At 72.5% G+C, this 21480-nt stretch carries 16 protein-coding genes; 5 read left to right on the top strand and 11 right to left on the bottom strand.

The features are described 5' to 3' along the window. Positions 1-31: 31 nt before the first annotated feature. A complete protein-coding gene (locus ACIPSE_RS10105; protein WP_401659892.1) occupies positions 32-1225 on the bottom strand; it encodes a PP2C family protein-serine/threonine phosphatase in 1194 nt (397 codons plus the stop codon). A 197-nt stretch (positions 1226-1422) separates the two neighbouring features. On the opposite strand from ACIPSE_RS10105, the gene ACIPSE_RS10100 reads away from it, so the two are divergent. Next, positions 1423-1857 (top strand): MarR family winged helix-turn-helix transcriptional regulator, encoded by a 435-nt coding sequence (locus ACIPSE_RS10100; RefSeq protein WP_401659890.1) that lies wholly within the window; start codon positions 1423-1425, stop codon positions 1855-1857. Between the two features lie 373 nt (positions 1858-2230). Here the strand turns inward: ACIPSE_RS10100 and ACIPSE_RS10095 are convergent, their stop codons facing one another. Next, positions 2231-2848 carry a TetR/AcrR family transcriptional regulator gene (locus ACIPSE_RS10095; RefSeq protein WP_401659886.1) on the bottom strand — a complete coding sequence of 206 codons (618 nt, stop codon included), beginning with the start codon at positions 2846-2848 and terminating at the stop codon, positions 2231-2233. 143 nt (positions 2849-2991) lie between these two features. Between ACIPSE_RS10095 and ACIPSE_RS10090 the strand changes: the two genes are divergently transcribed. Next, a complete protein-coding gene (locus tag ACIPSE_RS10090) occupies positions 2992-4476 on the top strand; it encodes an APC family permease (protein ID WP_401659883.1) in 1485 nt (494 codons plus the stop codon). 64 nt (positions 4477-4540) lie between these two features. Then, complete coding sequence (locus tag ACIPSE_RS10085) at positions 4541-6112, top strand: amidohydrolase (RefSeq protein WP_401659880.1); 1572 nt, start codon at positions 4541-4543, stop codon at positions 6110-6112. A gap of 51 nt (positions 6113-6163) precedes the next feature. Here the strand turns inward: ACIPSE_RS10085 and ACIPSE_RS10080 are convergent, their stop codons facing one another. From ACIPSE_RS10080 to ACIPSE_RS10060, 5 genes are all read right to left on the bottom strand, one after another. Beyond that, positions 6164-6460: a hypothetical protein gene (locus ACIPSE_RS10080; RefSeq protein ID WP_401659877.1), complete on the bottom strand. Its 297-nt coding sequence runs from the start codon at positions 6458-6460 to the stop codon at positions 6164-6166. Between the two features lie 29 nt (positions 6461-6489). Next, positions 6490-7059, bottom strand: a complete 570-nt coding sequence (locus tag ACIPSE_RS10075) for a hypothetical protein (protein WP_401659875.1) — start codon at positions 7057-7059, stop codon at positions 6490-6492. 116 nt (positions 7060-7175) lie between these two features. Further along, positions 7176-8216 carry an NAD(P)-dependent alcohol dehydrogenase gene (locus tag ACIPSE_RS10070; protein WP_401659873.1) on the bottom strand — a complete coding sequence of 347 codons (1041 nt, stop codon included), beginning with the start codon at positions 8214-8216 and terminating at the stop codon, positions 7176-7178. 36 nt (positions 8217-8252) lie between these two features. Then, entirely contained in the window at positions 8253-9047 is a 795-nt protein-coding gene (locus ACIPSE_RS10065) for an SDR family NAD(P)-dependent oxidoreductase (RefSeq protein WP_401659871.1), read from the bottom strand. Positions 9048-9054: 7 nt separating this feature from the next. Continuing rightward, positions 9055-9699 carry a TetR/AcrR family transcriptional regulator gene (locus ACIPSE_RS10060; RefSeq protein ID WP_401659868.1) on the bottom strand — a complete coding sequence of 215 codons (645 nt, stop codon included), beginning with the start codon at positions 9697-9699 and terminating at the stop codon, positions 9055-9057. 224 nt (positions 9700-9923) lie between these two features. Between ACIPSE_RS10060 and ACIPSE_RS10055 the strand changes: the two genes are divergently transcribed. Further along, positions 9924-10154: a DUF5133 domain-containing protein gene (locus ACIPSE_RS10055; protein WP_401659865.1), complete on the top strand. Its 231-nt coding sequence runs from the start codon at positions 9924-9926 to the stop codon at positions 10152-10154. Positions 10155-10167: 13 nt separating this feature from the next. Here ACIPSE_RS10055 and ACIPSE_RS10050 read toward each other — a convergent pair whose 3' ends face one another. After that, positions 10168-10854: a GAF and ANTAR domain-containing protein gene (locus ACIPSE_RS10050; RefSeq protein ID WP_401659862.1), complete on the bottom strand. Its 687-nt coding sequence runs from the start codon at positions 10852-10854 to the stop codon at positions 10168-10170. Between the two features lie 338 nt (positions 10855-11192). Between ACIPSE_RS10050 and ACIPSE_RS10045 the strand changes: the two genes are divergently transcribed. Continuing rightward, positions 11193-13151, top strand: coding sequence for a PAS domain S-box protein (locus ACIPSE_RS10045; RefSeq protein ID WP_401659859.1), 1959 nt, complete (start codon positions 11193-11195; stop codon positions 13149-13151). Between the two features lie 649 nt (positions 13152-13800). On the opposite strand, the gene ACIPSE_RS10040 is transcribed toward ACIPSE_RS10045, so the two are convergent. From ACIPSE_RS10040 to ACIPSE_RS10030, 3 genes are all read right to left on the bottom strand, one after another. Beyond that, positions 13801-16113 (bottom strand): ATP-binding protein, encoded by a 2313-nt coding sequence (locus tag ACIPSE_RS10040; protein ID WP_401659857.1) that lies wholly within the window; start codon positions 16111-16113, stop codon positions 13801-13803. Between the two features lie 230 nt (positions 16114-16343). Continuing rightward, positions 16344-17270 (bottom strand): hypothetical protein, encoded by a 927-nt coding sequence (locus tag ACIPSE_RS10035; RefSeq protein WP_401659854.1) that lies wholly within the window; start codon positions 17268-17270, stop codon positions 16344-16346. A 300-nt stretch (positions 17271-17570) separates the two neighbouring features. Then, positions 17571-21329 (bottom strand): S8 family serine peptidase, encoded by a 3759-nt coding sequence (locus tag ACIPSE_RS10030; protein ID WP_401659851.1) that lies wholly within the window; start codon positions 21327-21329, stop codon positions 17571-17573. Between the last annotated feature and the right edge of the window lie 151 nt (positions 21330-21480).

Raw genomic sequence — 21480 nt, 5'->3', positions numbered from 1 at the left:
GCGGGGGCGCGGGGCGCACAACACGCGATCATCACAACGGCAGTTCGGCGGCTCCCTGCTCCGGCGTCCGCCCGCGCCAGTCCAGACAGACGATGAGGGCGTCGTCGTCCGCCGCCGTCTCGCCGCGGTGTCCGGTCAGCTCGCGCAGGATCGCGCGCGGCACCTCCGCCGCCGGGAGCAGGCGCGTGGAGTGGATGGCCCGGGCCAGCGCCGCCTCCCCGTACGCCTCCCCCTTGGGCGAGGCCACGGCGTGCACGCCGTCGCTGACGAAGACCAGCCGGTCGCCGGACTCCACCTGGAACCGCTGCGCCACGTAGTCGGTCTCCTCGAACATGCCCAGCGGGAGCTGGGCGTCGAAGGCGATGCGCTCCACGGTGCCGCCGCGCAGCCGCAGCAGCTGAGGGGAGCCCGCGTCGACGACGAGGGCCCGCCCGGTGGCCAGGTCGAAGTCGAACATCAGGACGGACAGATAGCAGCGCCCCTGGTAGTGCGCGTACACGGCCTGGTCCGCCAGGGCGGCCTGGTCGGCGATGGGGATGCCGGCCCGCCGGGCGTTGCGCAGGGCGTTGATGGCGAGGTTGGTGAGCAGGGCGGCCTCTATGCCCTCACCCATGCCGTTGGTGACGTACAGCGTCAGCCGGTCGGCGGTGGCCGCCCAGTCGAAGTTGTCACCGAATATGGCGTAGGCGGGCTCCAGTTGGGCGCCCAGGTCGTACTCCGGGCGGGTGCAGCCGCAGCCGGGCAGCAGCTGCCACTGCATCTCCGCGGCCAGGGTCAGCCGGTCCTTGCGGCGCGCCTGGAGGTAGAGGTCGGTGTCGCGCTCGGCCACGACCACCTCGCGCCCCAGCACGTCGGCGATCTCCAGGAGTTCGGACTCGCGCTCCCGCGAGACCCCGTCCCCGCCGAACGTCACCGACAGCACGCCGACGCGGTCGCCGCGGACGCTGACCGGCAGATGCAGCCGCGTCCGGCCCTCCCGCAGCTCCTCGCGGTAGGGCCGCTGCGAACCGAAGGTCCGGCCGGCCGGGCTGTTGTACAGCGACAGGGGCTCCAGTTCGTGCGGCGGAACCGACACCGGCTGGAGCACCGTCATCCCGTAGTCGGCCATGAAGAGCTCGACGTCCTCCGCACCGTACTGCTCGACCAGTGCGGCGCGGAGGGCGTCGAGCAACGCATGGGGCACCGCCGTGCGCAGCGCGCGCTCAGCGGCCAGGAATCTGTTCACGATGGAAAACACACCTATCTCTTGACGGGGGCCACGGACTCCCCGGGACGGCTGAACACCCGTCCCGTCCGCGGCCATCGCTCAATGCCTCAATGACCCGACCGCTCACCTAGTACGCTGACGGACATCCCAGAGCCTGCGAAAGTGTGACTGTGACTGCCTTCCGCCCCCGCCCGGAGCCCGATGAGGTCGCCCGTATGACCTCCACGGCCGGCGAGCTGCTGGAAGTGCTGTGGGGCCGTGCCTCGACCGCCCCCGCTTCCGCGTCCCAGCTGCGTGTGCTGTTCGTGCTCGAACACAACGACGGCATCAACCTGCGCACGCTCGCCGACCACCTCGCCTCCACGCCGCCCTCGACCAGCCGTCTGTGCGACCGGCTCCAGGCCGCGGGCTTCGTGGAACGCGTGGTGAGTCCGGCCAACCGGCGCGAGGTCCGGCTGCACCTCAGCAGCCGGGGGCGCGCCTTCCTCGTCGACCTGCGCGCCCGCAGGGAGCAGGCGCTGCGCGCCGTCCTCGACCAGATGCCCGCCGCCAAGCGCACCGCGCTGATGGAAGGGCTGGACGCGTTCTGCGCGGCAGCGGCCCTGCAGATGCACGACGCCGCCGGGACGTCCGACAGCAGGACAGCCTGAGCGATCCGCTGCGGGATCCGGCCCATTCAAGATCCTTCCCCACGCGCGTGCGACATCGCTACTTTGTTGCCTGCTGACTATAGTTGTCAAACGGCAAGTGTCGGTCGGTGTTCAGTCTTCGCATCTCGACCGGGTACCCCGACCTCGGCGGCCTAGGGGTGTGGCAAACGTCTCGAAGCCCCACAACCACCCCCGCTCCGCCCGCTCGGGCATATGCCCCACCAGCGGGAACGCCGCCCGCCGGCAGCGGCGGACCCGCCGTCCGGACGCCCCGAGGCACGACAAAGCGGGACATGAAGTCACCACGACCGGGTAGACGGGGCCCGCCCCCTCCCGGCCGGAGATCTCCCGCCCCGCGGCCGAGCCGCCCGCCTCAGGCCCCCGTGTACGCCGTCAGCCGCTCCCGCAGATGCACGAGGAAGCCTTCCAGGGCCAGGTCGAACGCACGGTCCGCGCGGTGGTCGCCCGCCGCCTCCAGCGCCTCCACCAGCCGCGGTGTCGCGGCCGCGTCGGCGACCTCCCACATGGCCTCGGGGGCGGCGAGGTCGAGGGCGGAACCCAGGACGACGTTCTCCAGGGCGACCAGGGCCGGCATCACGGCGGGCGCGGGGAACCCGGCCTCGCCCAGCAGGGTGACGGCGCGCTCGTACTGCTCCAGGACCCGCGGCGCCCGCACCGGGTTGGTCATGAGCAGCGGGATGGCCCGCGGATGCGCCGCGAAGGCCGCCCGGTAGGAGCGGGCCCACGCCTCCAGCGCGGCATCCCAGGGGCGGGCGTCGAGGGCGGTGACGTCGATGGCCTCGGCCACCCGCTCCCGCAGCAGTTCCACGATGCCGTCCCGCCCGTCCACATGGTGGTACACCGAGCCGGTCTGCACACCGAGCCGACGGGCGATCTGCGGGACGCTGAAGTCGCCGCGCTCGTCGACGAGTTCGAGCGCCGTGGCGGTGATGCGCTCCCGGTCCAACAGGGGCTTGTGGGGCCGTCCCATGTCGCGTGCTCCCCCTCATGGGTCTTTTCAAGTGTCTGGACCGGAGGTTACATTGCGGAAACCGAAAGCCTTTAGATTTACCGCCGTCGGACCACCCCCACGCCCGGCATCCCTCCCCTTTCCCGCAGCTGAAGGGCTTGCCCGTGCCTGCCACCGGTTCTCCTCCCCAGTCCCCCGCCGACGCGTCGCCCGCCTCCGCGGCACCCGCGCTGCGCTCCGGCTCGCTCGGCACCGCCGACATCGCCTTCTTCGTCGTCTCCGCCGCCGCGCCGCTGACCGTCATGGCGGGCGTGGCGCCCCTGGCGATCCTCCTCGGCGGGATCGGCGCGCCGGTGGGCTACCTGCTCGCCGGCATCACGCTCGCCGTGTTCGCCGTCGGGTTCACCACGATGAGCCGCTACGTCCGCAACGGCGGCGCCTTCTACGCGTACATCACCCGCGGCATGGGCCCGGCCGTCGGCATCGGCGCCGCCCTGCTCGCCCTGGTCGGCTACAACGGCATGGAGATCGGCGTCTACGGCCTGCTCGGCAGCGCCACCCACGACACCGCGGGCTCCCTGTTCGGCACGGACGTCCCGTGGCTGCCGGTCTCCCTGGCCGGGCTGCTGGTCATCGGCTACGGCGGCTACCGGTCGATCGACTTCGGGGCCAAGCTCCTCGGCGTCCTGCTCGTCGCCGAGACCGGCATCCTGGTGCTGCTGGCCGCCGGAGTGCTGATCAAGGGCGGCGCCGACGGCCTGTCCCTGGCCTCCTTCACGCCCGGCAACGTCTTCGTGCCCGGCACCGCCGCCGTGCTGGCCTTCGCCTTCGCCGCGTTCACCGGCTTCGAGTCGACCGTCATCTACCGCCGCGAGGCCCGCGACCCCGAGCGCACGGTGCCGCGCGCGACCTATCTGGCGGTCGGGTTCCTCGGCCTGTTCTACGCGTTCATCGTCTGGACGGCGATCCAGGCGTTCGGCGACGACAAGGTGATCGCGGCGGCGGGCGGCGACACCGCCGGGCTGTTCTTCTCCGCCATCACCACCTACGTCGGGGCGTGGGCGGCCGACGTGATGCACGTCCTCATCGTCACCAGCGTCCTGGCGTCCCTGCTGGCCTTCCACAACGCCATCAACCGCTACGCGCTGGCCCTCTCCGAGGAGGGCGTCCTGCCCAGGGCGCTGGCCCGCGTGCATCCCCGGCACGGTTCGCCCTATGTCGCCGGTATCGCGCAGACCGTGCTGGGGGCGGTCGTCGTCCTCGCGTTCGCCGCGGCCGGCGCCGACCCCTACGCGCAGCTCCTGCTGTACGTCAACACGCCCGGGATGCTGGCGCTGCTGGCCCTGCAACTGCTCGCCGCGCTCGCGGTGCCCCTGTACTTCCGCCGGTTCACGCACCGGGAGGGCGTGCTGCGCACGGTGGTGGCGCCCGTGACCTCCGCGCTCCTGCTGAGCACCGCGATCGTGCTGGTCCTGACCCACCTCGACCTCTTCACGGGCGCCACGACCACCGTGAACACCGTCCTCGCGGTCGTCGTCCCGGTCGTCTTCCTCGCCGGTCTGGCGCTCGCCGCCTGGCTGCGCCGCCGCCGTCCCGAGGTCTACGCCGGGCTGGCGGCCGAACCGGAAGGGAACCCGGCCGCCGCCTGACCCTCTCCCCCGACACCCCGCACCGCGAAGAAGCCGCAGAGAAGCACTCCAAGGAGTCCCGCACATGCCCACCGCCGAACTCGTCGTCACCGGCGCCCGGATCCGCACCCTCGACCCGCACCGCCCGTACGCCTCCGCCGTCGCCGTCCGCGACGGGCTGATCGCCGCTGTCGGCGAGGAGCACGACGTACGGGACTGGCGCGGCGCGGACACCGAGGTGGTGGACCTGGGCGGGGCCCATCTCGTGCCGGGGCTCACCGACGGGCACAGTCACCCGGTGTGGGGGCTGGAGATGGCGACCGGCATCGACCTGTCGGGGGTGACCGACCTCGACGGGCTGCGCGCCGCGCTCGTCGCGGGTCCCCGCACCGACGGCTGGGTCGTGGGGTACGGCCTCGACCACAACGCCTTCGGCGGGCGCCCCGTCGACCGCGCCCTCATCGAGGACGCGCTGCCCGGCGCACCGGCGTTCCTGCGCCTGTACGACGGCCACTCCGCCCTCGCCACCGGGCCCGCGCTCACCGCCGCCGGGATCACCGGCCCGCGCACGTTCACGCAGCGCTCGCACCTGGCGACCGACGCCGACGGACGGCTCACCGGCCATCTCGTCGAGCACGCGGCGATGGACCTCGTCGTCGCGGTCATGCCCCGCCCCTCCCACGAGGACCGGCGGGCACGGCTGGTGGAGCTGCTGACCCGCATGGCCGCGACCGGGCTGACCGGCGCCCATGTCATGGACGCCGGGGACCTGGAGCTGGTGACCGCCGTCGCCGAGGAGCAGGTCCTGCCGCTGCGGCTGCGGTTCGCCCCCTGGTGCATGCCCGGCGACGACGAGCGGGCCGTCGACGCGCTCGTCGAACTGCAGAGCCGCGCGGGGCGGCACTGGCGGGTCGGCGGCGTGAAGTTCTTCATGGACGGCACCGTCGAGGGCGGCACCGCCTGGCTGGAGCACCCCGACTGCCACGGCCAGGGCACGGACGCCTTCTGGCCCGACCCGCGGGCCTACAGCGCCGCCGTCACGCGACTGCACCGGGCGGGGGTGCGCACCGCGACCCACGCCATCGGGGACGCGGCCGTGCGGCACGTCCTGGACACCGTCGAGGCGCTCGGTCCCGACGCCCGGCTCACGCACCGCGTCGAGCACGTCGAGTCGGTGCCGGACGACACGCTCGCCCGGTTCGCGCGGCTCGGTGTCATCGCCTCCATGCAGCCCCCGCACACCGAGTACACCCGGGCGGACCGCACCGACGAGTGGTCGGTGCGGCTCGGCGGCACGCGCGCCGGGCGGGCCTGGCGGCTGCGGGACCTGCGGGACGCCGGCGCCGTCGTGGCGCTCGGCTCGGACTGGCCCATCGCCGGGTACGACGCCCGCGCGGTCCTCGCCACCGCCCTCGCCCCGCGCGGCGCGGCGTCGGCCCGTGCAGGCCTGACCGGGCTCCAGGCCCTGGAGGGCTGCACCTCCCACGCCGCCGTCGCCGCCGGGGAGAGCGACGTCGCGGGGCGGATCGCGCCGGGCTACCGGGCCGACCTCACCGCCCTCGGCGTGGACGTCGTGGAGGCACCGGCCGACGAGGTCGCCCAGGCACCGGTCCGGCTCACCGTGACCGGCGGCCACGTGGTCCACCGCGCGGACTGAACCGGAGCGGTGACGGCAGCACGGACGAGGATCCCGCCCCGCCGCATGCCGTCACCCGCCCCGGCTCCGAGTTCCCTCGGCCTCCTTCGCCGTATGCCACCAGGCGATCACCCGGGCGGCCATCGCCTCGGGCCGGGACAGCACAGGGTCGAGCCCGAAGTGGTCGCCCAGCTCGCGGCACAGGAAGTCCGCGATCTCCGCTTCGGGGGCGCCGCGTCGGAGCCGTTCGAGCAGGGGCGTGAGCATGCAGTCGTACTCGTCCGGCACCTCGTCGCCGACGCCGATCGGATCCCATTCGTTGAGCAGTCGGCGCAGGCCGTTGCCGGTCATGTCGCCTTCGGATCGCATCGCTTCAGGGCTCCGCGGGGGATGAGAGGTCAGGACAGGGACGCGAGGAGGCCGGTTCCCTCCGCCAGGACTCCGGGCTGGCCGAGGGCGTGGAAGTCGGCCTCGACCTCCGCCAGTGGGAGGACGCCCGCGCGCACCGCGCGGTAGCGGACCACCGACCACAGGAAGACGTCGAGGTTGTCGAACTGGGTGTCCGCCTCTATGACCTCCTCCTCGTGGAACCAGACCGCGATCCGGCCGTTGGGGAGCACGACGTAGTAGTTGCCGCCTCCGTCCGCGCCGAGGGACCACACGTCGTCGGCGGGGAGCTCCGTCTCGTAGTCGGAGTCGAGGACCTGGCAGCCGTTGGCCTCGAAGTCGAAGCCGTACGACCAGTCGTGGATGTCGAGAAAGCCTCCGGGCAACGCCCCTGAGCGGACCCGGCGGTCGAAGCCGGCCAGCGCTGTCGCGGCCTCGGGCGACAGCTTGGAGAGGAACGGCTCGACCGGGCGGACCGGCTCCGGGAAGTCGACCTTCGGCTCGTCGGGGAACCACCGCGCCAGGTCGGCGTCCAGACCCCGCTCGCCGTACCCGACCAGATCGTCAAGAGTGAGAGACATGCGGTGAGGCTAGCGGTCGCCGTACGGGGCTCGAGCCGCAGGCCGGCGTATGTGTGAAGGCGACGGCGCCACCGTGTCGTCGGTGGCGCCGTCGCCTTCGGGTGGGCCGGGGCGGGTCAGCCGTGGGGCAGGATCACCGCGCGGCCGTTGATCTTTCCGGCGTGCAGACGCTCGTAGGCGAGCGGTGCCTCGTCGAGGGAGAACGTCTCGGTGTGCACCGACACCGCGCCCGCGCGGGCCAGGCCGAGCACCTCGATGAGTTCGCCGCGGCTGCCCCAGTAGGGCGCGGTGACGGACACCTCGAACGGCAGATGCCCGAACCCGACGGGCAGGGTCCCGCCGCCGATGCCCACGATGGTCACGTCGGCCTCGACGGCGGCCACGGCACCGGCGGTGCGCACGGTCGGCTCGGCGCCGACGAAGTCGAACACCGCCTCCGCGCCCAGCCCGCCGGTCAGCGCGCGCACCGCGTCCGCGGCACCGGCGTCCGACAGGACCGCCTCGTGCGCGCCGACCTCACGGGCGAGGCGCAGCTTGTCCTCGCCGACGTCGAGGGCGATCACCCGGGCCGGCGTCAGGGCGCGCAGCAGCTGGATGGCGACGTGGCCGAGGCCGCCCGCGCCGATGACCACGGCCGTCGAGCCCGGGACCAGCTTGGGCAGCGACCGCTTGATCGCGTGGTACGGGGTGAGACCGGCGTCCGTCAGCGGCACCGCGGCGACCGGGTCGAGCCCGTCGAGGGGGACCAGGTGACGCGGGTCGTCGACGAGGAGGTACTCCGCCATCGCACCCGGCGCGCCGAGTCCGGGCGGGCGGATGCCCAGCTCGTCGGCGCGCAGGCAGTAGTTCTCCTTGCCCTCGGCGCACTTGGCGCAGTTCCCGCAGCCCCACGGCCCGTACACGGCGACCGAGTCGCCCTCTTGGACCCCGCTGACGCCCGCGCCGAGCGCGGCGACGGTGCCGACGCCCTCGTGCCCGAGGGTGAGCGGCAGCTCGTAGGGGAACCCTTCGGCGGGCCAGCTCATCACGGCGATGTCGGAGTGGCACACACCGGCGGCGGTGACCTTCAACAGGACCTGGCCGGGGCCGGGCTCGGGGTCGGGGACGGTGACGACCTCGGGCGGCGCGCCGATGGTGCGGTACTGGAGTGCCTTCATGACCGAACTCCTCTCTGAGTGGTCTGTGGTGCGCGGTCAGACAGCGGTGTACGCGCCGTCGACCAGGTGGTAGCTGCCGACCACGAACGAGGCACGCGGGGACAACAGGAAGACGATCAGCTCGGCGACCTCCTCGGGCAAGCCCAGCCGGGCAGCCGGGTGAAGGCCGACCAGCCCGTCGTAGGCGGCCTTGTCCATGCCCTTGAGCAGGGGGGTCTCGATGAAGCCGGGGCCGACCGCGTTGACGCGGATGCCCTTCGCGGCGTACTCGGCGGCGGTGGTCTTGGTCAGGCCGACCACGCCGTGCTTGGCGGCCACGTACGCGGAGGAGCCCGCGAAGCCGACCGAGCCGAGGATGGAGGCGACGTTGACGATCGCGCCGCCGCGGCCCGTGGCCTCGATGGCGGGGAGCTCGTGGCGCAGGGAGTAGAAGACGCCGTCGAGGTTGGTGCGCACGACACGGTCGTAGGCGGCGATGTCGTACTCGCCCGTCGGGGCGCTCGGGCCGCCGATGCCGGCGTTGTTCACGGCCAGGTCGAGGCCGCCGTAGGTCTCGACGGCGAAGGCGACGGCCGCTTCGACGGACTCGGGGCGGGTGACGTCCAGCTCGACGGCGGAGGCCTTGATGCCCTCGGCGCGCAGTGCGGCGGCGGCCTGCTCGGCGCCCTCGGCGTTGTAGTCGGCGATGACGACGTTGGCGCCGCCCGCGCCCAGACGGCGGGCGGTGGCGAGACCGATGCCGGAGGCGGCGCCGGTGACGAGGGCGGTCCGCCCGGCGAACTCGGTGGCGTAGTCGGACGTGGTCTCGGTCGCGTTTTCGGTGGTGCTCATCGTGCTCTCACTCTTCGGAGGTGCTGTCGGGGGCCGCGGACGCGGCCTCCGAGATCAGGGCGTCGTAGGCCTGTTCCACCAGGGCGGCGAGGTCTGCGGCTCCCGAGTCGGGATCGGCGGCACGGCGCGCCCACAGGCGCAGCGCCGCGGTGAGGACGCCGGCGGCGGCGTCCACGACGACGGCGGGGCGCAGGTCCCGCACGTCGTCGGTGCCGAGTCGTTCGGCGAGGATGCTGATCGAGTCCTCCTGGGCGTCGACGCGGATGCGTTCGTACGCGGCGAAGAGGGCGGGCTCGCGGTCGACCAGCGCCAACAGCGCGCGCATCTTGGGGCGCAGATGGCGGGCCGGGTCCTCTTCGTCGGCGAGCCAGGCGCGCACGGCGCGCCGGTAGGCCAGCAGGGGAGGCTCGGCCGGGGGGCGGTCCCGCAGCAGGGCGTTGATGCGGTCGCCGTCGCCGCGCACGAAGTCCAGTGCCGCGTCCTCCTTGCCGGTGAAGTGCCGGCTGAAGGTGCGGCGGGTGACGTCCGCGCGCTCGGAGATCGCCTCGACGGTGGTCTGTGCGAGGCCGCGTTCCAGGATGAGGTCGACCGCCGCGACGGCCATGGCGTTCCTGGTCTGTCGTGCCTTGCGCTGTCGCCGGTCCTCGGTCATGTCTTCGACGATACACCCAGATGTCCCCATGGGACATCTGACCCATGGGGACATTAAGGCGGGGTGCGGGGACGCCTCGGGACACACCCGGTTTGCGGTCCCCTATCAAGGGCATCCGGAGTTTCGTGCTTCGGAGCGGAGGCGCGCGCCCAGCGGAAATTCACCCAGGTGCCGGCGCCCTCCAGTGATGGCGTGCGACGCCACGGATCCGAGGAGACCCTCCGATGCTCATGCCGCTTCCCGCCACCCTGCGCAGGCTCCTCAAGGAGTACGAGGCACTCAGCGCGACCGGGACGGGCGTCGACGACGACGCCCTGCTCGCCCCGCGCGCACAGGACCTGGCCTACACCCTCTGCGTGTCCACCGGGACGCAGGAGATCGCACACGCCCTGCGCGTGGCCCACGACTACCTCGACCGGATGATCGACGGTACCGAGGCCGTCCCCCAGGCCTGAGGCGGGACGCGCGTCAGAGGGTTCCCTGCTCGCAGACGCGGCGGGCGACCTCGTGGAGCTTGATGTTCTCCTGCTGGGAGTACCGGCGCAGGACGTCGAAGGCCTGCTCCTCGGTGAGGCGGTGGGCCCCCATCAGGATGCCCATGGCTTCGCCGATGGTGTGGCGCGTGGCCACGGCCGCCTCCATCTGGGCCTGGGTGCGGGCGGCCGAGAAGGCCACCGCGGCGTGCGAGGCCAGCAGCCAGCCGGCCGTCTCGCTGGTCGTGGTGAAGGCGCCGGGTTCGTGGGCGTAGAGGTTGAGGGCGCCGAGATCCTCGTCCTCGGTGTACAGCAGGAAGCCCATCATGCTGCCCACTCCGAGCTTGCGGGCCTGCGGGGCGTACGCGGGCCAGCGCTTCTGCTCACCGGTGAGGTCCGCGATCCGCAGGATCCGCTCGACGTGCGGGTTGCTGGCGGCGTCGAAGCACGGGCCCTCCCCCAGCTGTCCCTGCAGCCGGTCGCTGTCGCTCACGAGCTGGTGCGTGGGAGCGAGGGACTCCACCTTCCTTCCGCGCAGCGTGAGGACGCCCGCCGCGTCGCAGCCCTCGACGAGTTCGACGGCCGAAGCGGTGATCCGCTCCAGTGTCCCGCCCACTGAATCCTGTGCCAGCAGATCACGCGCCATCGACGCCATCTGCTCCGCGAACCGACCCCAGTCCACTGTTCCGGCCCCTTCACGTCCCGTCCCGCTCGGATACATCCACGACCCGGATACCCCGTATTCCGCGAAACCGCGCAGCGCGACGGCGGACGCTGCTCCGTACGGACGCTGCTCCGTACGGACGCCACCAGCCCTGTCCGTGCAGCGGGCCCCGGACGAAGGAGGGGTCGCCGGCCGCGCTCGACAGGGACGTTTCGGCGTCTTCGGCGGAACGGGACAGGTCGCCGGGGCGACAGGTTCGGGCAGGGGGCGCACAGTATGTGACATGTGAGGGCATCGCCGATTCGGGAGCGCTGAGATGGTCCGCGTCTCCGTGACCGGCGCAGTGGGAGGTCCTCATGGGCGACTTCGGCGAACCGACGTCTGTTCCTACGACGCCGTCGCCTCTGGGCCAGGAACCGTGCGGCTGCGGTGCGCAGGCGCGGCCGGGCGAGCCGGGAGTGGCCGAGGAACGGTTCCGGGGACTGCTCGAAGCGGCTCCGGACGCCATGGTCATCGTCGACGACACGGGGACCATCCGGCTCGTCAACGCCCAGACCGAGACCCTCTTCGGCTATCCGCGCGCGGAACTGCTGGGCCGCCCGGTCGAGTTGCTGATCCCGCACCGGTTCCGCGGCCATCACACCCGGCACCGCAGCGGCTACGCCGCCAACCGTCAGCTGCGGCCCATGGGCGCCGGACTGGAACTGCACGGGCTGCGCAAGGACGGCACCGAGTTCCCCGTCGAGATCAGCCTCAGCCCCATGGAGACCTCCGACGGGCTACTGGTGTCCGCGGCGGTGCGCGACGTCAGCGACCGCAAGGCCGCCGAGGCCCGCATCAACCATCTCGCCGCGCTCGTCGAGTCCTCCCAGGACGCGATCCTCGCCAAGACCCTCGACGGCTACATCACCTACTGGAACGCGGCGGCCCAGTCCCTGTACGGGTACACCGCGGAGGAGATCATCGGCCGGCACATGTCGTACCTCGCCCCGCCCGAGCGGCGCGAGGAGATCGACGCCCTGCTGGAACGTCTCCGCCACGGGGAGAAGGTCGAGCACTTCGAGACGCTGCGGGTGACCAAGGCGCACACCATGCTCGACGTCGACGTCACCCTGTGGCCCACCCGGGACACGGACGGCCTGGTCGTCGGCGCGTGCGCCATCGTCCGGGACATCAGTGACCGCAAGCGCGCGGAGGCCGAGCTCAAGACGCTCTACGAGCAGCAGCGGCACGTCGCGCTCACCCTGCAACGCAGCCTCATGGGCACGCCGCCGCCCGTCCCCGGCCTCACCACCGCCAGCCGCTACCGGCCCGCCACCCAGGGCGCCGGCGTGGGCGGCGACTGGTTCGACCTGATCCCGCTGGGCGCGGGACGGGTCGGTGTGCTCATCGGTGACGTGATGGGCCGGGGGCTCGAAGCCGCCGCCGTGATGGGCCAGTTGAGGTCGGCGGCGCACGCGCTGGCCAAGATCGGTATGCAGCCGCGCCAGTTGATGCAGGCCCTGGACAGCTGCGTCGCGGACCTCGACGTCCCCGACCAGCTCGTCACGTGCTGCTACCTGGTCATCGCCCCGGACACCGGAACCGTGACCGCGTGCTCCGCCGGCCATCTGCCGGTCCTCGTCGCCACCCCCGGCGAGGGGGTCCACCGTCTGCCCATACCGGTCAACGCGCCCCTGGGCGTGGGGGACATCCTGCACGAGCAGTCCAGTACGAAGCTCCCGCCCGGCGCGACGCTCGTCCTGTACACGGACGGCCTGATCGAGACGCCCGGCAGCGACATCGAGGAGCGGGTCTGCGAACTGACCTCCGTGCTCGACAGGTTCTTCACCGACACGCCCTGTCTGGAGGCGGCGGCCGAGCACGTCCTGGCCGGGCTCCTCACCGACGCCGACAGCCACGACGACGACGTCACCCTCCTCCTCGCCCAGCTCCCGGCGGCGCCGCTCGCCATCCAGGCCATGGAACTGCCCGCCGTCCCGGCGTCGGTGCCCGAGGGGCGGGCCTTCCTGCACAAGGCGCTCATCGCCTGGGACTGCACCGCCTCCGCCGACGAGGCGATGCTGCTGCTGTCGGAGACCCTCACCAACGCCGTGCAGCACGCCGCGGGCCCCCTGGATCTGCATCTGAGGCGCACCGCCACCGACCTGACCGTCGAGGTCAGCGACCGCAATCCGCACCTGCCCGAACCCCGCCTGGCGGCCGAGGACGACGAGTCCGGCCGGGGCCTGCTCCTGGTCCGTTCCCTGGCCTCCAGCTGGGGCGTACGTCCCACCGACGACGGCAAGACGACCTGGTTCACGCTCACCCTGTGAGCCCCTGGCGCGGCTCCACCAGCCAACTGCGCTGCCACGCGGGCAGACAGACGGGCAGACAGGCAAGCAGGGACACACCAACGCTGCCGGGATCCGGCAATGCACGAGGCCGCTCGGGCCGTCCATCATGGGTCGCGGGGAGCACCACGGATGGTTCCGGTGCCGGACGCCACACACCAACAGGCGCCCGGCACCGGAACCTGGTCCGTGACGCCTCGTTCCCCGACAGGCACCGCGTCGGCCCGCGGAGCCCTGGTGCGTTGTCCGGCATGCGGATGGTGACGCGGGACGGGGTGCTGGACGGGCGTTCACCCCACAGGGTCCCGACGGGCGGAAGGCCGAACTCCTGCCGGTAGAGCTTGGAGAAGCGGGCCCGTGTCGCGAATCCCCACCTCACGGCCACGCTCGTGGCGTCCAGGTCCATGGCCTCGACCACCGGAAACCGCGCGACCTGCCCCCTGAGCGGTGCTCGCCCACCGCAGGGTGAAGCCGGCGACGGTGGTGTCCGGGGCGGTGGTGCCGTTCTTCGCGGTAGCCAGGACGGCGACGTGCCGGGCACGCCTACGGGAAGGCCTCGGAGCCGAGACAGCCGCCTTGCGGGTGCGCCTGAGCAGGCGGCCCGCCCGCGTCCGTGCCGGGGTGGGCTCCGTCAGGTGTCCTCCGGTTTGACGGAGGCGAGATGCGGGGCGACGTGGGCGCGTGAGGTGACGCCCAGCTTCGTGAGGATGTGCTCGACGTGCGTGTCGGCGGTCCGCTTGGAGATGACGAGGCGTTCGGCGATCTGCCGGTTGGTGAGCCCTTCGACGAGCAGCGCGGCGACCTCGCTCTCGCGCGGGGTCAGCGGGCCCAGAGCGCTGCCGACCGCCTCGGGCGGCGGGACGTACTCGTCGCCCGCCGCGCGGCCCCGGGCGATGTCGACGAGCCGGGGCACGGGAAGCTGGGCGCCGTGCGTGTAGAGCTGGGTGAGGCGCTTGCCGCCCAGGCCGGTCATCAGGCTCGCCTCGGTGTCGGCATGGATCCTGAGCAGCCCCGACATGCCCCACAGCGTCGAACCGAACCTGCCCCACAGCGTTCCGGCGCCGCCGAGCAGGATCGCGGCCAGTTCGGGCTCGCCGGCCACGGCGGCCCAGGACAGGATCTCCAGCGTGGCGGCCATGCACATCACCTCGTCCTGCTCCAGGACGGAGGGCAGCACTTTCTGACCGAGTTCGCGGCTCGCGTCGATGTCGCCGTCGATCCACAGGGCCAGCACCTGGGCGATCAGCAGGCAGTTGCGCACCCAGCGCTCACCGGGGACGGCCCTGAGATGGTGCAGTGCACGCTCGATCTCCCGCAGCGCCAGGGCGGGTTCACCGTGGGAGGCGTGGTACAGCGAGGTGTGGATGTAGCTGGCGGCCAGCGGGAACAGGTCGTCCGCGGCCTCGAACCGGCGGCGTGCCTGCTCGAAGAGGTCCAGGGCGTGCGGGACGTCGTCGCCCCACAGGAGGACCTCGCGCGCCTCAAGGGAGGTGGTGCGGGCCCGCAGCAGGTCGTCGTCCAGGGCCTCGGCGACGGCTCGGCAGCGCCGTACCGTCTCGCGCACCGCCTGGTCGGACTGGATCAGGCCGAAGTAGGAGCCCAGGTAGAGCGTGGTGCCGTGCTCGACGGTGGGGTTCGGCTCGGCGGTCAGGGCCTTGTCGATCCAGCGCCGGGCCTCGGCCAGCCTGCTCTTGCCCAGCCACAACCCCCACAGGCCGTTCACGAGGCGCAGCGCGGACTCGTCCCCCGGGTGGGTGACGGCGTGGTCCATCGCGACGCGGAAGTTGTCGAAGTCGGCGGCGAGCCGGTTGCCCCAGTCGAGTTGCCGATCGCCGAACCATTCCTCCCTGGCCCGCTGGGACATCAGCAGGAAGAAGTCCCGGTGCCGGCAGGCGAACTCGGCGCCGCGCCCGCCGGCTTCGAGGCGTTCGGCGCCGTACTCACGGATGGTGTCCAGGAGTCGGTAGCGGTACTCGGCGACGCCGTCCACGCGCTGCACGACGGACTTGTCGACCAGGGCACCGAGCAGATCGATCACGTCCTGGTCCGCCAACTCGCCGCCGGAGCAGACGTGTTCGACGGCCGCCAGGGTGAAGCCGCCCGCGAAGACCGACAGGCGTGCCCACAGTTCCCGCTCCTGAGGGGAGCAGAGTCCGTGGCTCCAGTCGATGGTGGTGCGCAGGGTGTGGTGGCGCGCCTGGGCGCTGCGGGCGCCGGCCAGCAGCCGGAACCGGTCGTCGAGGCGGGTGAGGATCTGCTCCAGCGGCATGCTGCGCAGTCGTACGGCGGCGAGTTCGATGGCCAGCGGGATGCCGTCCAGGCGGCGGCAGAGCGCGATGACCTCGGAGCGGTTGTCGTCGCACAGTTCGAAGGAGGGCAGGGCGGCGCGGGCGCGGGAGACGAAGAGGGCGAGCGTGTCGTTGTCCTGTTCGCCCGCGGTGGGGGCCGGTTCGGGCATCGGCTCGATCGGGAGGACGAACTCGCCGGGCAGGGCGACCGGCTGTCGGCTCGTCAGGAGCACGACCAGCGCGGCGGAGTTGCGCAGGAGGATGTCGACGAACACCGCCATGGCGTCGACCAGGTGTTCGCAGGTGTCGAGCACCAACAACGCCTGGGCGTCGGCGAAGTGGTCGATCAGCTGGTCCATGGGGTTCTGCGAGGCGGCCTCGGGCAGGCCGACGGCGTGGGCCACGGTGTTGGGCAGGAACTCGGGGTCCCGCAGGCCGCTCAGTTCGGCGATGTGCACCCCGTCGGGGAAGTCGACCGCGAGCTGATGGGCGGCCCGTACCGCGACCCGGGTCTTGCCCACTCCCCCGAGCCCGGTGAGGGTGACGGCACGTGCCTGTGTCACCGCCTTGCGGACGGCCTCCAGTTCCGCCACCCGGCCGATGAACCCGGTCGCCTCGTTGCGCGCGCCGGCCCGGGCCCATGTCCACTGAGTCACACATTCCTCCCTCTGCGTCACCATGACACTGCCATGAACGGCGGGCGCGCAGGAGAGGTTGCGGGAGGTATCGCCCCCGTTGGTGAGGCGTCGGCCCGGCGGCTGCGGCCCCTCGCGGACCGGTGGTACGGAGGGGGTGCCGTGGGACGTGGCGGACCGAGGGCGGCCCCGGTCGGGCCGGGGCCGCCCTCGGTCCTGTCACGGCGGGACGGCGACGCCCCGCCGTCGCGTCAGGAGCGGCGGGCGCGCTGGGACATGTAGACGGCGCCGGCGCCGGCGGCGACCACCAGGGCCGCGGCCCCCGCGATCAGGCCGACGGGCGCGCTGGAGCCGGTCTCCGCGAGGGGCGGGCCGCTGTCGCTGGGCGAGGGCTTCGGGGTGGAGGGCGGCGCCGACTCCAGCGGCGGCACGTCCGAGTCGGTGGGCGGCTCGGTGGGGGGCTTGGAGGGGGTGGGGGTGGCCGGTGGGGTCGTGTCGGCCGGGGGCGTGCTGGGCTCGGGCTCCGTGGGCGTCGCCGGGGTGGTCGGGGTCGGCTCCGACGGGGTGGGGGTGGGCTCGTCCGGGGAGCACGGCTTGTCGCCGCCGTTCCAGGCCGCTATCAGGTGGTACGGGGTGGTGACGTTGCCGGGTTCGTAGGGTGCGGGGCCGTGGCCTTCGCCGGTGCCGCCGTCGTAGGTGACGTCGTCGCCGTACAGGTCGATCTGGCCGTAGCAGTCGGGGGACTTGACGCTGAGCTTCTGCCAGGTGCGCCGGGTGTCGCCCGTGTCGGCGACGTCGGCGGCGGTGAGGTAGACGGTGGCCTTGTCGACCAGGGTCTGGCGGCCCGAGGAGTACCAGTCGGGGCCCTCGGTGGTGTATTCGGCGAGGGAGACGGGGTAGGTGCAGCCGTCGCCGACGCGCTGGCCGGGGGCGAGGCGGACCTCGACGGTGCCGGGGGCGGTCTTCCAGAGGGAGAGCCCGCCCTGCGAGGTCCAGTCCGCGCCGACGACGTTCCCGTCGGCACCGACGATCCGGTACTGGACGGTGGCGGACTGACAACCGCCGCCCGCCGGTGTGGCGTTGGCCGCTCCGGCGGCGAACAGGGGCAGTACGGCCCCGGCGGCGAAGGCCGTCGCGGCGAGGACGGCGAAGGTTCGTGGTTCTTGCGAACGCGACAAGATGTGCCTCTACGAAGGGTGAAGGTGTGGGAGGTGGCAGCGCGCGGGCGGCGGGCGCACGGAGGCATGGGTACGCCGCGTGCGTGACCCGGCCGCTCACGTCGCTTCGCTCGGCGCATGCACAGCCGAGCGAGCTGAATTCTGCTCACCTTTCACAACTCCCGTCAATCTTGCGCGAGTTCACCATGTTTCACTTCGGTCACAGGCGCCGGCGGGGCGCCCGCGATCAGGGCCGGGCAGGTCCGCTCCGGCGTCGCCCGGCGGTGTGGACCGCCGGGCGACGCCCTCGTCGGGAGCGGGTCAGCTCGCGATGCCCGCGGCGCGGACGACGGTCTGGGTGACCGTGTCGCCGTGGCCGTCGACGGCCTGGACGCGCAGGGTGACGTACTGGGCCGACGCGGGCGCGTTCAGGGCGACACCCACGGCGCCGTGGCCCTTGTCGCGAAGGCGGGCCGTGATCCAGGTGGCTCCGTCGTCGTAGGAGAGCTGGACCTTGGTGGTGCGCGGTGCCGTGCGCGGTCCGCCGTCGAGGTGGACGGGGGTGACGAGCAGGGCGGCGCGGGGGTCGGCCTTGCCGTCGGCTGAGGTGGGCAGGGTGTAGTCGACCTGGATGAGCGGGAGTTGCTCGGTGTCCTCCTTGGCGCGGGGGTTGGCCGAGGTGAAGGTCCACTCGGTGCGGGTGGCGGTGGAGTAGGGGAAGGCGGTCGTGGCGGTGCGGTTCGCCTCGTGGACGAGCCGGTAGGAGGAGCGCCCGGCGGGCAGCTGGGCGCTCAGGCCCGCGCCGCCCTCGGCGATGAGGGTGCCGCCGCGGTAGAGCCGGGTGTCCTGCTGGGTGGAAGTGCTGCCGAACGGGGTCCAGTTGACGTGGTCGCCGCCGGAGTCGCCCCAGGACGGCAGGGTGACGTCGATCAGGTCGCCCTCACGGACGGGTGCCGCGACACCGCTGTTGATGCGGGGCCGGACGACGGGGCCGAACCACTCGACGTCGGCCGTGCGGCCCGCCGGGTAGCGGACGGGTCCGGAGGCGCTGTAGGAGAGGAGGCTGAGTTCGCCCTCCTCCTGCCAGACGAACGAGTCGTCGGCGGTGACGTAGTCGGTGCGGTGGGCGCCCGCGGTGCTGAGCCGGTTGACGCCGACCCGGTAGGCGGTCCAGGGGTGCACGTCGTAGCGGTTCTCGTAGACCTCGCGGCCTGCGGGGTTGTGGAACGAGGTCTCCACGCGGGCGAGTTGGGACGTCTTGGGCGCGTAGACGAGGTTGCTGGGGATGCGGTCCTTCCAGGTGCGGACGAGGTCGTAGAGGTAGTCGGTGTCGGGGCGGGAGACCGCCGTGAGGGGCACGCTGCCGCCGGGGGCGGCGTCGACGCGGGCCATGAGCTCGGCGCCCTCGTCGCGGGAGAGGCCCACCACCTCGATGGTCGACCTGATGATGGGTTCGCGGAGCCGTCCGTCGAGGTCGTTCACGAACAGCAGGAGCTTCACGCCCGCCTTCTGCGCGGCTCTGATCTGGTCGTCGGCGGTGTCCTCGTCGTCGGAGTCCCAGGGCACGACGGCCGCCTTGCCCGTGGCGTCGATGTCCTCGTAGTCCTCGGTGAAGCCTTCGCCGGGGTGGATGAGGTCGAGGCCGTAGGTGTCCTCGGGGAGTTTCGCCGAACCCGGCATGATCCAGAGGTCGTCGTACTGCTTGCCGCCTGAGTCGAGGGTCAGCAGCGGCTCCTGGTTGCGCCAGCGGGCGGTGACGTACTGCTTGCCGTCGCGGACGGGCTTGGTGGGCGCGGTCCACATGCTGTCCCAGCCCTCGCCGATCTGGGTGCTGTCGAGGACCGAGCTGCCGTCGCCGAACTCACGGTAGTAGTCGAGGCGTTGGGTGAAGGTCTCGGTCTTCTGCGGGGTGACCGCGGAGATCTGCTTGAGGGTGGTGCCGTCGAAGACGAGGTCGGTGGCACCGGTGATGTCCACCTGGGGCAGGACGAGACGGGCGTAACCGGCCGAGGAGGAGCCGTGGGTGCCCTCGACCCGGAAGTCCGCGTAGACGGTGTAGCGGCCGGGCGGGAGGAGTTCGTCGGACTGTCCGCCGTCGAAGAGGTGGTAGCCCGCGTACTCGTCGCCCTCGCGGAAGAAGGTGAGCGCGCCGAAGACGGGTTCGCCGGAGCGGCCGGTGATCTTGCTGCGGACGTGGAAGAGCTGCTGCCGGGTGCTGACGCCGAGCAGGGTGCGGGTCAGGATCCGTCCGTCGGCGGAGGCGGTCAACCGGCCGGTGCGGCGCTGGAGTTCGCCCGCCTTGGCGAGGTCGGTGGTGACGGTGGCCTCGGCGGTGCCGCGCGCCGGGACCGTGAGGCGGTCGGTGGAGACGGTGAAGACGCCCTCGGGGACGCCGGGCGCGTCCACCGCGAGGTCCACGGTGACGGGCCGGTCGCCGGTGTTGGTCCAGGTCGCGGTCTTCGTGACGGTCTTCTCGGCGGCGCCGGGCGAGTGGATGCCCGCGTCGAGGGTGCCGGTGGCGGTGAGGGTCGCGCCGGCCGCCGCGGCGGCGTCGACGCGGCCGTTGCCGCCGTCGTCGGCGCTGATGTCGTCGGTGGCGTGGACGGTGCTGATCAGGGCGTCCTTGATCCGGCTGCCCGTCCAGTCGGGGTGGGCGGCGGCGACCAGGGCGGCGGCGCCCGCGACGTGCGGGGTGGCCATCGAGGTGCCGCTGAGGCCGATGTAGGAGCCGGAGCCCTCGCTCATGTACTGGGAGCGTGCGGCCAGGATGCCGACGCCGGGCGCGGTGATCTCCGGCTTGAGGGCGTCGTCGCCGTAGCGGGGACCGCGGCTGGAGAAGTCGGCTATCGCGTCGGCGGAGTCGACCGCGCCCACGGTCAGGGCGGCGTCGGCGGTGCCGGGCGAGCGTACGGTCTGCGCGGAGGGGCCGTCGTTGCCGGCGGCGATGGTGAACAGGGCGCCGGTCTCGGCGCTGAGCGCGTCCACGGCCTCGGCCAGCACGGTCTGCCCGTCGGCGTACTGGCTGCTGCCCAGGCTCATGCTGATGACGCGGGCGTGGGCGTCGCGGGCGGCCCACTCCATGCCGGCGAGGATCCAGGAGTCGTAGCCGTAGCCCTCGTCGGCGAGGACCTTGCCCACGTGCAGGTCGACGCCGGGGGCGACGCCCTTCTCCGCCCCGTCGGAGGCGGCGCCGTTCCCGGCGATGGTGGAGGCGACGTGGGTGCCGTGGCCGTTGCGGTCGGTGACGTCCTCGCCGGGGACAAAGCTGGCGGTGTCGGTGACGGCGTCCTTCAGGTCCGGGTGGTCCTGGTCGTAGCCGGTGTCCAGGACCGCCACGTCGACGCCCTGGCCGGTGTTGCCGCCCTGCCAGACCTCGGGGGCGCCGATCTGCGCGACCGAGTCGGCGAGGGTGGCCTCGGCCTTCCCGTCGAGCCACACCTTGGCGACGCCGCCGGTGAAGGAGCCGCCCTCCGTGGAAGCGCTCGGAGTGTCGGGGGTGTCTCCGGTGAGGGACTCCCACAGGGCGTGCGTGTCGTCCCGGTCGGCGGCCAGGGCCACGCCGTTGACGCTGGTGAGGGGGCGGACGCCGGTCGCCTCGCCGGGCAGGGCGACCGCACGCTTGCGGAGGGCGGACGCGGGGGCGTCCTTGCCGCCGTAGGTGACGATGAGGGGCAGGCTCGCGCGTGCGGCGTCGTCGTAGCCGTCGGCCAGGAGTCGGGTGACGTCGAAGAGCTGGTCGTCCAGGGCTCCGGACGCCAGGTAGGGGCGAGCGGACTCGGGATAGACGTAGGTGTCGCCGCCCACGGTCAGCACCCGGGCTCCGACGGGCTCGCCGTCGGGTCCCTCCACGGTGATGGCGTCGGGTCCGTCGCCCGTGTCCGGGGTGACGGTGACCTTGTCGCCGGTGATCAGGGTGAGGACGGTTCCGGCAACGTTGTCGGAGGCGTTGCCGGCGCCCGTCGTCGCGGTGGCCGGGAACGGGTCGGCGGAGGCGGTCAGCTGCGGGGTCGCCGCGGTGACCAGGAGGGCTGCCGCGAGTACGGCGAGGCGGCGCCTTCTGCCGGACGGATGGTGTGTCAAAGGATTCCCTCGACTTGAACGGATGATCAGGCCGACGGGAACTTATGCCCCGGCTGTGGATCTTGTGAAGACCCCGGAGCCGATGGCACCTCACAGCAACAGCACCGAAACAAGCGGAAGTTGGCTCCCGAGGCGTCGCCGGACCGCTCCC

This window comes from Streptomyces sp. NPDC090106, assembly GCF_044747265.1.
Lineage (GTDB): Bacteria > Actinomycetota > Actinomycetes > Streptomycetales > Streptomycetaceae > Streptomyces.
The sequence above is the reverse complement of the archived record's forward strand: the minus strand, read 5'-3'. Positions and strand labels throughout refer to the sequence as shown.